The following is a 13,161-nucleotide window of genomic DNA, read 5'->3' on the forward strand; positions in this document are numbered from 1 at the left end:
AAAAATGAGTAACTACAAGCATCCCCTGCGCGTGGGCGTTGGCGGCCCGGTTGGCTCGGGCAAAACGGCGCTGCTGGAAGCGCTATGCAAAGCCATGCGCAGCAGCTATCAGTTGGCGGTGGTGACCAACGATATCTACACCAAAGAAGACCAGCGCATTCTCACCGAGGCGGGCGCACTGGAGCCAGAGAGGATCGTCGGCGTGGAAACCGGTGGCTGCCCGCATACCGCCATCCGCGAAGATGCGTCGATGAATCTGGCCGCCGTAGAAGCGCTGAGCGAGAAATTCGGTAATCTGGATCTGATTTTTGTGGAAAGCGGCGGCGATAACCTGAGCGCCACCTTCAGCCCGGAACTCGCGGATCTGACGATCTATGTGATCGATGTTGCTGAAGGCGAGAAGATCCCGCGTAAAGGTGGTCCGGGGATCACCAAATCCGATTTTCTGGTGATCAATAAAACCGATCTGGCCCCTTACGTCGGCGCATCGCTGGAGGTGATGGAGCGCGATACCTTGCGCATGCGCGGCGAGCGTCCATGGACGTTTAGTAATTTAAAATCTGGAGAAGGCCTGGAAAAAATTATCGCGTTTCTGGAAGAGAAAGGAATGTTGCGGATGTAGTGAGAGCTATCGCCGGGCGGCGGATTCGCCTGACCTGGCCTACGGTTTTGTAAGCCCGGTAAACGCAGCGCCACCGGGCAAAAAAACTTATGCTGCCGGTAATTCCGCCAGCGGCCAGCGTGGACGCACGGTCACGCCAAGATCCGCCGTTGCACCCGCTTTAAAGCGCACCATGCCCGCGTAGGCGATCATCGCCCCGTTATCGGTACAAAATTCCGGACGCGCGTAAAACACTTCGCCACGACGTTTTTGCATCATCTCGGCCAGTTTTGCGCGCAGCGTACGGTTCGCACTCACGCCCCCCGCCATCACCAGACGTTTAAAACCGGTTTGATCCAGCGCGCGTTTGCACTTGATCATCAGCGTATCAACTACCGCGTCTTCAAACGCACGGGCGATATCAGCGCGGGTCTGATCGTCATTTTTGTTATTACGAATGGTATTCGCGGCAAAGGTTTTCAGGCCAGAGAAGCTGAAGTCCAGCCCCGGACGGTCAGTCATCGGACGCGGGAAGACAAAGCGTTTTTCAACACCTTGTGATGCCAGCTTTGACAACATTGGGCCGCCAGGATAATCCAGCCCCAGCAGCTTGGCGGTTTTGTCAAACGCTTCACCGGCAGCATCATCAATCGATTCGCCCAGCAATTCATACTGACCGATACCGGTGACGCTGATCAACTGAGTGTGACCGCCGGAAACCAGCAGCGCGACGAACGGGAACGCAGGGGGATTATCTTCCAGCATTGGCGCCAGCAGATGCCCTTCCATGTGGTGCACAGGAATTGCCGGTACGCCCCAGGCGAACGCCAGCGAACGTCCTACGGTAGCGCCAACCAGCAGCGCACCAACCAGACCAGGACCTGCGGTATACGCCACCGCATCGATCTCTTTTGCCGTCAGTCCCGCTTCTTTCAGCGCGGCCTGGATCAACGGTACGGTTTTACGTACGTGATCGCGCGAGGCCAGTTCTGGCACTACGCCGCCGTAGTCAGCATGTAATTTCACCTGACTATACAATTGGTTGGCTAAAAGACCTTTTTCATCGTCGTAAATGGCGATGCCGGTTTCATCGCAGGATGTTTCAATACCCAGTACACGCATGACTTGTTTTACCTCGCTTTATTACCGCGCAGTGTAGGACCAATGCGGGTTGATGTAAAACTTTGTTCGCCCCAGGAGTTTCGCTCGTGTATACTCCTTGTCCTTATAAAAGTCCCTTTCAAAATCGCGTCGGTGCTTTACAAAGCAGCAGCAATTGCAGTAAAATTCCGCACCATTTTGAAATAAGCTGGCGTTGATGCCAGCGGCAAACCGAATTTATTAAAGGTGAGAGTTACATGCCGGTAATTAAAGTACGTGAAAACGAGCCGTTCGACGTAGCACTGCGTCGCTTCAAGCGTTCATGCGAAAAAGCAGGTGTTCTGGCGGAAGTTCGTCGTCGTGAGTTCTATGAAAAACCGACTACCGAACGTAAGCGCGCTAAAGCTTCTGCTGTGAAACGTCACGCGAAGAAACTGGCTCGCGAAAACGCACGCCGTACTCGTCTGTACTAATCCATTGAGAGCCAAAGCTCTCAATTCAGACTGAGTTGTAGTTGTAAGGCCGTGCTTCCGGAAGGAATGCGCGGCTTATTTTCGTTTATACACGTCATCATTCAAGCTGCCTCAGTGTTGGCTGCAGTCGCTCACCCCAGTCACGTACTGCTGTACGCTCCTGAGGATTCGCTTCCTTGCCGCCTTGATGCATCCTGAATGATTTTGTGTATATGAGTCATCAAAAAACAGGGGCTTATGGCTGGACGAATTCCTCGCGTTTTTATCAATGACCTGCTGGCAAGAACCGACATCGTCGATCTCATCGACGCGCGGGTAAAGCTGAAAAAGCAGGGCAAAAATTATCACGCGTGCTGTCCGTTCCATAACGAAAAAACCCCCTCTTTCACCGTAAACGGTGAAAAACAGTTTTATCACTGCTTTGGGTGTGGCGCGCATGGCAACGCCGTCGACTTTCTGATGAACTACGACAAGCTCGAGTTTGTGGAAACCGTCGAAGAACTGGCCGCAATGCATAACCTTGAAGTACCCTATGAAGCAGGCAGTGGCCCCAGTCAGATAGAGCGCCATCAACGGCAAAGCCTTTATCAATTGATGGACGGCCTGAACACTTTTTATCAACAGTCTTTGATGCAGCCCGCCGCTACCCCTGCGCGCCAGTACCTGGAAAAGCGAGGATTAAGTAGCGACGTTATCACCCGTTTTGCTATTGGTTTTGCGCCCCCCGGCTGGGACAACGTCCTGAAACGGTTTGGCGGCAATGCTGAGAATCGCAAATCGCTGGTCGATGCGGGGATGTTGGTCACCAACGATCAGGGACGCAGTTACGATCGCTTCCGCGAACGGGTGATGTTCCCCATCCGCGACAAACGTGGTCGGGTCATTGGTTTTGGTGGACGCGTGCTGGGCGATGCCCTGCCGAAATATCTGAACTCCCCGGAAACCGATATTTTCCATAAAGGTCGCCAGCTGTATGGCCTTTATGAAGCCCAGCAGGATAACGCCGATCCACAGCGCCTGTTAGTGGTAGAAGGCTATATGGATGTGGTGGCGCTGGCGCAATACGGCATTAACTACGCCGTGGCATCCCTTGGGACGTCAACTACCGCCGATCACATCCAACTGTTGTTCCGCGCGACGAACAACGTAATTTGCTGTTACGACGGCGACCGTGCCGGACGTGACGCAGCATGGCGCGCGCTGGAAACCGCACTGCCCTATATGACAGACGGACGCCAGCTACGCTTTATGTTTTTACCTGACGGCGAAGACCCCGATACGCTGGTGCGTAAAGAAGGGAAAGAGGCCTTTGAAGCCCGGATGGAGCAGGCGCTGCCGCTCTCCGCGTTTTTATTTAACAGCCTGCTGCCGCAGGTTGATTTGAGTACCCCGGACGGACGCGCACAGCTCAGTACGCTGGCATTACCGTTGATTACTCAGGTACCAGGCGAAACGTTGCGCATTTACCTGCGACAGGAGTTGGGGAACAAGCTCGGCATTCTGGATGACAGCCAGCTTGAACGTTTAATGCCTAAACTGGCAGAAAATGGAGCTTCCCGCCCTGTTCCACAGCTAAAACGTACGACCATGCGTATACTTATAGGGTTGCTGGTACAGAACCCGGGCCTCGCCCCGCTGGTTCCACCGTTAGGCGCACTGGATAGTAATAAGCTGCCTGGACTTGGCTTATTCAGAGAACTGGTCAACACTTGTCTGGCTCAGCCAGGTCTGACCACCGGGCAACTTTTAGAACACTACCGTGGCACAAATGATGCTGCGACCCTTGAAAAACTGTCGATGTGGGACGATATAGCAGATAAAGATATCGCGGAAAAAACCTTCACCGACTCACTCAACCATATGTTTGATTCGATGCTTGAACTGCGCCAGGAAGAGTTGATAGCTCGTGAGCGCACACACGGTTTAAGCAGCGAAGAACGCCGGGAACTCTGGACACTGAACCAGGAACTGGCCAAGAAATAAGAGAAAGACAAAACAAAGACAAAATCATTCGCGTTGTATCAAGGCAGCAAGTGAACGAACGCCTGGGAGTGTACATAAGTACATGACCAGGATGACAAATCCGCCGGGAGCAGATTTGAACGCTGCTTGCGGCGGCCCCGTAAGGGGCGAGGCTCAGGATGAGCCGAGTAACGAACGCAGCTAACGCAGAGACAACGTGAAAGATGAAGTATTTAACGGCTTAACTGCCGAATATCGATCGGGAAGCCCCCGACAGCCGCACGGAGAGGCAGCGGCAAAATATAAGTATGCCCTCGTTTTGCCGTTGGCGGTTTTACCGCCCAACACCAATCAAACGAATTAAGTGTGGATACCGTCTTATGGAGCAAAACCCGCAGTCACAGCTGAAGCTTCTTGTCCAACGTGGTAAGGAGCAAGGCTATCTGACCTATGCCGAGGTCAATGACCATCTGCCGGAAGATATCGTCGATTCAGATCAAATCGAAGACATCATCCAAATGATCAATGACATGGGTATTCAGGTGATGGAAGAAGCACCTGATGCCGATGATCTGCTGCTTGCTGAAACCTCCAACAGCACCGATGAAGACGCGGAAGAAGCGGCTGCCCAGGTTCTGTCCAGCGTTGAGTCCGAAATCGGTCGTACGACTGACCCGGTCCGCATGTACATGCGTGAAATGGGTACCGTTGAACTGTTAACCCGCGAAGGCGAAATCGACATCGCTAAACGCATCGAAGACGGGATTAACCAGGTTCAATGCTCCGTTGCCGAATACCCGGAAGCTATCACCTACCTGCTTGAGCAGTACGATCGCGTAGAAGCTGAAGAAGCACGTCTTTCCGATCTGATCACTGGCTTTGTCGATCCAAACGCGGAAGAAGACATGGCGCCAACGGCGACCCACGTCGGTTCTGAACTCTCTCAGGAAGAGATGGATGACGATGAAGACGAAGATGAAGAAGATGGCGACGACGACAGCAGCGATGATGACAACAGCATCGACCCTGAGTTAGCGCGTGAAAAATTCGGTGAACTGCGTACTCAGTACGAAATCACTCGCGACACCATCAAAGCGAAAGGCCGCAGCCATGCTGCCGCGCAGGAAGAAATTCAGAAGCTGTCCGAAGTGTTCAAACAGTTCCGCCTGGTGCCGAAGCAGTTCGACTACCTGGTAAACAGCATGCGCGTCATGATGGACCGCGTGCGTACTCAGGAACGTCTGATCATGAAGCTCTGCGTTGAGCAGTGCAAAATGCCGAAGAAAAACTTCATCACCCTGTTCACTGGCAACGAAACCAGCGAAACCTGGTTCAACGCGGCAATCGCGATGAACAAACCGTGGTCTGAAAAACTGCACGACGTTGCAGATGACGTTCACCGCGGCCTGCAGAAACTGCAGCAGATTGAAGAAGAAACCGGCCTGACCATCGAGCAGGTTAAAGATATCAACCGTCGCATGTCCATCGGTGAAGCGAAAGCCCGCCGTGCGAAAAAAGAGATGGTTGAAGCGAACTTACGTCTGGTTATCTCTATCGCTAAAAAATACACCAACCGTGGCTTGCAGTTCCTGGATCTGATTCAGGAAGGTAACATCGGTCTGATGAAAGCGGTTGATAAGTTTGAATACCGTCGTGGTTACAAGTTCTCCACCTATGCAACCTGGTGGATCCGTCAGGCGATCACCCGTTCGATCGCGGATCAGGCGCGTACCATCCGTATCCCGGTACATATGATTGAGACTATCAACAAGCTCAACCGTATCTCCCGTCAGATGCTGCAAGAGATGGGCCGCGAGCCGACGCCAGAAGAACTGGCTGAGCGCATGCTGATGCCGGAAGACAAGATCCGTAAAGTGCTGAAAATCGCTAAAGAACCTATCTCCATGGAAACGCCGATCGGCGACGATGAAGATTCGCATCTGGGTGATTTCATCGAGGATACCACCCTCGAGCTGCCGCTGGACTCTGCGACCACCGAGAGCCTGCGTGCCGCAACGCACGACGTTCTGGCTGGCCTGACCGCCCGTGAAGCGAAAGTTCTGCGTATGCGTTTCGGTATCGATATGAACACCGACCACACGCTGGAAGAAGTGGGTAAACAGTTCGACGTTACCCGCGAACGTATCCGTCAGATCGAAGCGAAGGCGCTGCGTAAACTGCGCCACCCGAGCCGCTCTGAAGTACTGCGTAGCTTCCTGGACGATTAATCTCGCCGCATAAGCATAAACGCCACCGCAAGGTGGCGTTTTTCTTTATAGTCCCCGCCTGACCAGGGCGTCATTCACTTCCCGATACGCCTCTACCAGTTTATCCAGCGTGATCCGGCTTAACCCGCTGGGATTCGGCAATACCCATATTTGCGTCGCGCCAATGGTCAGCGTCTGTTTTCCCCACTGCGCCCCACGCTGGCTAAGCCCCTGCTCAAATGCCTGCTTCCCAAGGATAGCGAGCGCGGCTGGCTGATACTCTTCTATTTTCTCAATGAGCAGACGACCACCGTTACGCATCTCCTGTAGCTTCACTTCATTGGCTTGCACCGTTGGTCTGTCGACAAACTTAGTCACGCCGCAGCGAAAATCCAACAGATGCTGTGCCTCTTCAGGTTTAAGCTGGCGCTCGGTGAATCCCGCCTGATGGATGACCTTCCAGAAGCGATTGGCGGGATGTGCAAAGGGGAATCCTGTACCTGCGGAAGATAGCCCCGGATTGATGCCGCAAAATACCACCCGCAGCCCCGGTGCCAGTATGTCCTTAACCATAATTACTCCGAACAATACATCAAGGGAACAAGTATAACGGACTGAAAATACATTGTTTATAAAAACAGCATCCGTACGCTTATGTCTGGATTGCAACGCGGAGTTACTTTATAATCCACCGCCACGGCCCCTTAGCTCAGTGGTTAGAGCAGGCGACTCATAATCGCTTGGTCGCTGGTTCAAGTCCAGCAGGGGCCACCAAATTTCAAGGACTTGCGAGAAATCGCAGGTCCTTTTTTTATGGGTATTCCGTAGAAATTGGTATGTAGCAAAAAAGAGTTTGTCCTGGAAAAATCAATACTTGCTTGCATCAATATGTTGAATGAGTACACGGAAGAAAATGGCTGGCGGGGACTAAAGCTATTTACGCGATACACCTGTTCAGAAAACAGCATGTTAATGGCAACCCCATCTGGACGCCGCCATCCAGAGATGGAAACGTCCGTTAGAGTTTAATTCGATAGTCAGCTCACACTAGCTCTTTGAGCTGCTCCTGCATATAGGTTGAAAAATACTCTGGGTTCTTGATAAGGATGCGGTTACCGGAGGCGACTTTTTCTGCCCATCCGGCCACTTTTTTCGTGAACTCGGGATTCCATCCCTCTTGCTCACCCCGTGCCATCACAACTTCCGGACTCGCTGGCACACCTAAGTCATGCAAATACTTTAAGATTCCCTTAGCGGTGCTTTCATCCATTGAATGGGGTACTGACGCCGAAGTGTTCATACCACCAATAAAATCCAATGCTTTCTCAATTGCTGTTGGCATGCTCTTATCCTTAAAATTAACCACGTGAGAGACACGTTTATACTATGTACCCAACTCCGCCGGGATATCAAAGAGAACATCGCCTTTATTTGACTTACCCCGCAGCTAAACGCTTGCGCGGCTGTTTTCTGCGCTATTTTTTGGCTTCTCCGGCTAAAACCAGCCCGGTTGCCACCGCATTACGCGGCCCTTCGGTTCCTCGAATATTGCCCTGCCCGGCGACAACGCCGTAATGCGCCAGCGCGTCGGTGATCATCTGCGGGATTTCGAAATCCAGCGAAGAACCGCCCACCAGCACCACAAACGTCATATCGCGAATAGAGCCGCCGGGTGACACCTGGCGTAACGCGCGCAGGCAGTTGGTCACAAAAACCTTCTCTTTAGCCTGTCGGCGCACCAGACGGATTTTTTCCAGCGAAGTCTGGTTATCTACCGGGATCAGCTCGCCCTCTTTCAAGTACACCACTTTGGCGAATACTGACGGACTGAGCGGTTCGCGGAAAAACTCCACCGCGCCGTTCTCATGGCGAATGCTGAACAGGCTCTCCACTTTTGCCAGCGGGTATTTTTTAATTTCCTCCGCCAGAAATGCATCGCTTAAGCCCAGCTCAGTTTGAATCAACAGGCTGACCATATTCCCCGCGCCGGCCAGATGTACCGCTTTCACTACGCCGTCGCTATTGATGACGGCGGCATCGGTAGATCCTGCGCCTAAGTCGAGGATCGCCAGCGGTGCAGCGCATCCGGGTGTTGTTAACGCCCCCGCTACAGCCATGTTGGCCTCCACGCCGCCAACCTCAACCAGAGTGTTTAACCGGACGCTCAGCTCACTGGCGATGGCCTGCATCTGTAAACGATCGGCTTTCACCATCGCCGCAATGCCCACGGCGTTCTCCATTGAACACTCTCCGGCGATGCCGCCCTGCACCTTGCGCGGAATAAATGTATCGACCGCCAACAGATCCTGAATATGCACCGTGTTCATGTCATGACCGGTCAGCGAGGCCATCACCTTACGCACCCGCTCCAGCATGCCGCCTGCATGCGTGCCTGCTTCACCACGAATATCACACACGGGCGCGCAGGCGCTCATCGCCTGCATAATAGCCTGCGCGCCTTGCGCTACGTCGGCTTCACCGCCACGCTTTTCACCACGGATAAAGATCTTACCCGCCGGGATCACTCTTGATCGCACATCGCCCTGCGGGGTTTTCAGCACCACGGCGGAACGGTTGCCAATCAGCGCTCTGGCGATGGGGACGATAGTTTGCGTTTCCTCAGGGGTCAGGGCAAAGAAGGTCGCGATACCGTAAGGATTCGACAGCACCCGCACCACCTGTCCCGGGGCCGCCACTTCCACCGCCGCCAGCACGCCTTCCGGTACCTTCTCCAGCAGAGTGACTTCATCAACCACCGGCATTGGCCGACGCAGGCGATTATTCACCAGCACACCATCATCTTTTTTCAGGATGGCCGCCACCACGTTGACGCCGCGATCCAGCGCTTCATTGATAAACCAAACCGCCTCAAGGAAATCCATCGCCTCACCCACCAACGGTATCCAGCCCTGGGCAAATCGATCCTCGCTCAACGCTGCCAACTTCTCCACAGCGATGGTGGTTCCCATACCCACGCCAGCGCCGCCGGGCGTTTGCGGGTTATGGCCAATCATTGTTGATTCGGTAATGATGGTTTCAGTGATGGTTTCCATCGCCACATCGCCAATAACCGGTGCGGCCTCGTTGATGCAGATTTTTGCCACGTCCTGCAGCGACCACGGCGTTTTATCCAGCGCCTGCTGCAGGGACGCGACTACCCCGGCGATATTCTCCCGCGTGCCTTTCATCCCGGTCGTGGCGACAATCCCGCTGCCGATAAACCGGCCATCCTGCGCCAACGCCACTTCGGTAGTGGCGTTGCCGATATCGATCCCTGCAATTAACGGCATGCTGCCTCCGTCACTGACTGCCTTTACGCAGCTTATTTCTCTGCTGGTATACCTCTGCCGATTCGCGGACAAACCCGGCGTTCACCCTGGCGTGCCAAGTGTGTTCCAGTTCATCGGCAATGGCCTGCAACTCGGCAAACGAAGAACGAAACGGCCGTAGCGCGTTGTAGATCTCCAGAATGCGGGCATCCGGGATCGCAATCAGTTCTGCCGCACGACGAAAATTGCGCGCCATGGCATGACGCTGCATCTGCTCGGCAATCTGCGCCTGGTACTCCAGCGTTTGCTGAGAAATACGCACATCCTGTGGTCCTACGCGGCCCGCCAGCACATTCTCAAGGGTAATGTCGGTTAGCGGCTTACCGGTAGGCGTCTGGATTTTCTCCGGGCAGCGGGTGGCTAATGGGTAATCCTGCGCGGTCATGATGTTGTCGTTCATGGTCATTCCCTTACCAGTGCAATATGCAACGTGACAGGCGCAGCATCCTGCACCACGTGTTTGGTTTCTTTGATATGAAACAGCGCGGCCTTGGCCATAAATTTAGGGCGCACCATCTGGTCATTGACCACTGGCACCGGAGAAGGCGACTCTTTACGTGCATATCGCGCGGCGTTTTTACCAATCTGACGATAGGTTTCCAGCGTCAGCAGCGGAGCCTGAGAAAACAGTTCCAGGTTACTTAGCGGCAGCAGATCGCGCTGATGAATCACCGTGGTTCCTTTCGACTGGATACCAATCCCAATGCCTGAGCCGCTGAGATTTGCCGCATCCCATGCCATAAAAGAAACATCCGAGGTGCGCAGGATCCTCACTACCCGCGCATGTAACCCCTCTTCTTCAATGCCTGCAACCAGCTCTTTCAAAATCGCGTTGTGCGGCATATCAATCAAGGTTTTATGCTGATACTTAGCAAAGGCCGGGCCGACGCCAATCACCACCTCATCCACGCGTTCATCCGCGTTAGCCGCCTCGCCTTCGCTCACCTGTAAGGTGAAAACCGGCTTACGTTCAGTTGTGCATTCCACTGTGTACCGCCTTATTCGATCGAGCCGGGCTGAACCACGCCCGCAATATTTTTAATTTCCGCCCAGCGTTCGGCACTGATGCGATAGCCGGTACCTGGTCCCTGATAATCATTGATGTCGTTGACGGCGCTGACGACGTCGAACTGGCGATCCAGAATGGCCGACGTTTGCAGGTAATCACCGGTAACACGCTGTCTCAGCATGTTGAGGATATTGCTGGCGATATCTTCGAAGCCGCTGCAACTCAACGCGCCGACGATATCCAGCCCGGTGATATTGCGCTTCATCATCTCTTCCACGGCAGCCAAATCCTCAACCACATTACGCGCAGGCATATCTTTGCTGCCGTGAGCATAAGTAGCGGCTTCGACTTCTTCATCGCTAATCAGCGGCAGGCCCAGTTCGCGGAACACCGCCTGAATGGCGCGTGCGGCCTTATTGCGAATGGCGATGGTTTCCTCTTCCGTGACCGGCCGCAGACCGCCGTCAACCATCAGATCGCGTTGCAGAATGTTGTAATCATCGAAATCTTCAGCGTCGAAGTTCGATCCGGCAAACATGTTGTCGTAGTTGGGTACCGCGCTGTAACCGGAGAAAATAAAGTCGGTACCCGGCAGCATCTGCATCAGGGTACGGGCAGTACGGCGAATATCGGAGTGGGAAAAGGTTTGGTCATTGGCGGAGGCCACTTCAAGGTCGAGCATTGAGGCAATCAGGTTTTCCGCCAGCACCGCGCGGATCCCTGACGGCACAGCGCCGGTCATGCCGATACAGCTGACCGCGCCGTTTTGCAGCCCCTGTACGCCCGCGCCTTTAGTGATAAAAATGCAGCGTGACTCCAGATAAAGCATCGATTTACTTTCGGAATAGCCCATCAGCGCCTCCGAGCCGGTGCCGGAGGTGTAGCGCATCTTCAGGCCACGCGACGCATAAGCCGAGGCGAGAAATGCTTTGGACCACGGCGTGTCATCACCGTCGGTAAACACCGATTCTGTGCCATATACCGACACCGTTTCGGCGTAGCTGGTAAGCCCACGCATGCCCAGCTCCAGCTCGGTGGCCTCTTCAACGGAACATTGCGTCAGCACACCGGGACGACCGCACTGGGAACCCACCAGCAGCGCCAGGGCGTTAAACGGCGCGTAGCGGGCGATCCCGACCGTCGTTTCCTGCTCGGAAAAGCCGCGGATCCCCGCTTCAGCAGCATCGGCGGCAATCTGTACCGGGTTATCTTTCAGGTTAGTTACGTGGCACTGGTTGGAAGGCGTGCGTCTGGCGCGCATTTTTTGCAGCGCCATCATCATCTCCACCACGTTCATTTGCGCCATCACTTCCACCGCTTTCGCCGGGGTAATGGCGGTGGTAATGGCAATAATCTCTTCCCGACTGACGTGGATATCCACCAGCATTCTGGCGATCTCCAGCGCATCGAGCTGCATGGCGCGCTCCGCCTCGGCCACGTTAATCGCATAGTCGGCAATGAAACGGTCGATCATGTCGAACTCGGCGCGGCTCTTACCGTCCAGCTCAATAATACGACCATTTTCCACCTTCACCGACGACGCCGGATCGTAGGGGCTTTCCATGGCAATCAGCCCCTCTTCAGGCCATTCGCCAATCAGCCCATCCTGATTTACAGGCCGCTTCGCAAGCACTTCGAATCGTTTTGATCTTCTCATGATTTATTGACTCAAAAGGTAAAAAATAGGGACGCCGGGCCATATTGCCGGGGACACAACACCCGACATTCGCCTTTCATCAGCAATGGCCGAACTCTAAATGAGCCAAGCAATAAAAAAATAAAATTAATTTCGTTCCAATTTGGCACCTAATAAAAGCACATCGTTCCATATTGAAACGCAATTCAGGAATATCCATCGTTAATTGTGACGAGGTTAAATGATCATTATCAATAAACGCAAAACCGGGAAGATAAATTTGATATTCCTGAAATTTCCGTCCTATTGACTTAATAACGTACGGCGAGAAAATAAGGTAAAGCCAATGATAAAAATAGCTGTTGCGCGATATGTTTCGTGACCTCAGCCCTACAACATTTTCAGGAGAGATTGTGAATAAGAGCCAACAAATTGCCACCATTACGCTGGCGGCTGCAAAAAAAATGGCGCAGGCCGTTGAGGCTAAAGCGCTTGAGATCAACGTTCCGGTGGTCTTTTCCGTGGTGGATCACGGCGGGAATACGCTGCTAATGCAACGCATGGACGATGCGTTTGTCACCAGCTGTGATATCTCTCTTAATAAAGCGTATACCGCCTGCTGCCTGCGCCAGGGCACCCATGAAATTACCGATGCGGTACAACCGGGTGCTTCGCTATATGGTTTGCAGCTTACCAACCAACAGCGCATTGTTATTTTCGGCGGCGGCTTACCTGTCATATTAAATGGTAAATTAATTGGTGCCGTTGGCGTTAGCGGCGGCACCGTCGAACAAGACAGATTATTAGCAGAAACCGCACTGAATTGTTTCTCTGAATTATAAT

General features: G+C 53.5%; 12 protein-coding genes and 1 tRNA gene. 6 read left to right on the forward strand and 7 right to left on the reverse strand.

The features are described 5' to 3' along the window. The first annotated feature begins 4 nt into the window (after positions 1–4). Positions 5–622, forward strand: a complete 618-nt coding sequence (ureG, locus tag OGY72_RS14640; RefSeq protein WP_003828463.1) for an urease accessory protein UreG — start codon at positions 5–7, stop codon at positions 620–622. Positions 623–709: 87 nt separating this feature from the next. Here the strand turns inward: ureG and tsaD are convergent, their stop codons facing one another. Next, the gene (gene tsaD, locus OGY72_RS14645) at positions 710–1,723 is read right to left on the reverse strand and encodes a tRNA (adenosine(37)-N6)-threonylcarbamoyltransferase complex transferase subunit TsaD (protein ID WP_126317394.1); all 1,014 of its coding nucleotides are present in this window, start codon (positions 1,721–1,723) and stop codon (positions 710–712) included. Positions 1,724–1,959: 236 nt separating this feature from the next. Between tsaD and rpsU the strand changes: the two genes are divergently transcribed. The 3 genes from rpsU (at position 1,960) to rpoD (ending at position 6,365) form a co-directional block, all read left to right on the forward strand. Further along, positions 1,960–2,175: a 30S ribosomal protein S21 gene (rpsU, locus tag OGY72_RS14650; protein WP_001144069.1), complete on the forward strand. Its 216-nt coding sequence runs from the start codon at positions 1,960–1,962 to the stop codon at positions 2,173–2,175. A 237-nt stretch (positions 2,176–2,412) separates the two neighbouring features. After that, positions 2,413–4,158, forward strand: coding sequence for a DNA primase (gene dnaG / locus OGY72_RS14655; protein WP_003828467.1), 1,746 nt, complete (start codon positions 2,413–2,415; stop codon positions 4,156–4,158). A 359-nt stretch (positions 4,159–4,517) separates the two neighbouring features. Then, positions 4,518–6,365 (forward strand): RNA polymerase sigma factor RpoD, encoded by a 1,848-nt coding sequence (rpoD, locus tag OGY72_RS14660; RefSeq protein ID WP_003024699.1) that lies wholly within the window; start codon positions 4,518–4,520, stop codon positions 6,363–6,365. A 45-nt stretch (positions 6,366–6,410) separates the two neighbouring features. Here the strand turns inward: rpoD and mug are convergent, their stop codons facing one another. Continuing rightward, positions 6,411–6,917, reverse strand: coding sequence for a G/U mismatch-specific DNA glycosylase (mug, locus tag OGY72_RS14665; protein ID WP_149281949.1), 507 nt, complete (start codon positions 6,915–6,917; stop codon positions 6,411–6,413). Positions 6,918–7,042: 125 nt separating this feature from the next. Here mug and OGY72_RS14670 point away from each other — a divergent pair. Further along, a tRNA-Ile gene (locus OGY72_RS14670) sits at positions 7,043–7,118 on the forward strand. Positions 7,119–7,386: 268 nt separating this feature from the next. Here the strand turns inward: OGY72_RS14670 and OGY72_RS14675 are convergent. The 5 genes from OGY72_RS14675 to OGY72_RS14695 form a co-directional block, all read right to left on the reverse strand. After that, entirely contained in the window at positions 7,387–7,710 is a 324-nt protein-coding gene (locus tag OGY72_RS14675) for a DUF1889 family protein (RefSeq protein WP_001573898.1), read from the reverse strand. A 109-nt stretch (positions 7,711–7,819) separates the two neighbouring features. After that, positions 7,820–9,634 carry a diol dehydratase reactivase subunit alpha gene (locus OGY72_RS14680; protein WP_286548093.1) on the reverse strand — a complete coding sequence of 605 codons (1,815 nt, stop codon included), beginning with the start codon at positions 9,632–9,634 and terminating at the stop codon, positions 7,820–7,822. 10 nt (positions 9,635–9,644) lie between these two features. Next, positions 9,645–10,073 (reverse strand): diol dehydratase small subunit, encoded by a 429-nt coding sequence (locus tag OGY72_RS14685; protein ID WP_286548095.1) that lies wholly within the window; start codon positions 10,071–10,073, stop codon positions 9,645–9,647. A 2-nt stretch (positions 10,074–10,075) separates the two neighbouring features. After that, on the reverse strand, positions 10,076–10,660 hold the full coding sequence (locus OGY72_RS14690; RefSeq protein ID WP_003828500.1) for a propanediol/glycerol family dehydratase medium subunit: 585 nt from the start codon (positions 10,658–10,660) through the stop codon (positions 10,076–10,078). Positions 10,661–10,671: 11 nt separating this feature from the next. After that, complete coding sequence (locus tag OGY72_RS14695) at positions 10,672–12,339, reverse strand: propanediol/glycerol family dehydratase large subunit (protein ID WP_003828502.1); 1,668 nt, start codon at positions 12,337–12,339, stop codon at positions 10,672–10,674. Between the two features lie 392 nt (positions 12,340–12,731). Here OGY72_RS14695 and OGY72_RS14700 point away from each other — a divergent pair, with 392 nt between their 5' ends. Then, positions 12,732–13,160 carry a GlcG/HbpS family heme-binding protein gene (locus tag OGY72_RS14700; RefSeq protein ID WP_003828504.1) on the forward strand — a complete coding sequence of 143 codons (429 nt, stop codon included), beginning with the start codon at positions 12,732–12,734 and terminating at the stop codon, positions 13,158–13,160. Position 13,161: the final 1 nt, after the last annotated feature.

The sequence above is a fragment of the Citrobacter sp. Cpo221 genome (genome assembly GCF_030332345.1).
GTDB lineage: Bacteria > Pseudomonadota > Gammaproteobacteria > Enterobacterales > Enterobacteriaceae > Citrobacter > Citrobacter portucalensis.

What these genes read in the sequence shown, in the direction of transcription:
- ureG (WP_003828463.1), top strand. Translation starts at nt 5, where the DNA reads ATGAGTAACTACAAGCATCCCCTGCGCGTGGGCGTTGGCGGCCCGGTT.
- tsaD (WP_126317394.1), bottom strand. Translation starts at nt 1,723, where the DNA reads ATGCGTGTACTGGGTATTGAAACATCCTGCGATGAAACCGGCATCGCC.
- rpsU (WP_001144069.1), top strand. Translation starts at nt 1,960, where the DNA reads ATGCCGGTAATTAAAGTACGTGAAAACGAGCCGTTCGACGTAGCACTG.
- dnaG (WP_003828467.1), top strand. Translation starts at nt 2,413, where the DNA reads ATGGCTGGACGAATTCCTCGCGTTTTTATCAATGACCTGCTGGCAAGA.
- rpoD (WP_003024699.1), top strand. Translation starts at nt 4,518, where the DNA reads ATGGAGCAAAACCCGCAGTCACAGCTGAAGCTTCTTGTCCAACGTGGT.
- mug (WP_149281949.1), bottom strand. Translation starts at nt 6,917, where the DNA reads ATGGTTAAGGACATACTGGCACCGGGGCTGCGGGTGGTATTTTGCGGC.
- OGY72_RS14680 (WP_286548093.1), bottom strand. Translation starts at nt 9,634, where the DNA reads ATGCCGTTAATTGCAGGGATCGATATCGGCAACGCCACTACCGAAGTG.
- OGY72_RS14685 (WP_286548095.1), bottom strand. Translation starts at nt 10,073, where the DNA reads ATGAACGACAACATCATGACCGCGCAGGATTACCCATTAGCCACCCGC.
- OGY72_RS14695 (WP_003828502.1), bottom strand. Translation starts at nt 12,339, where the DNA reads ATGAGAAGATCAAAACGATTCGAAGTGCTTGCGAAGCGGCCTGTAAAT.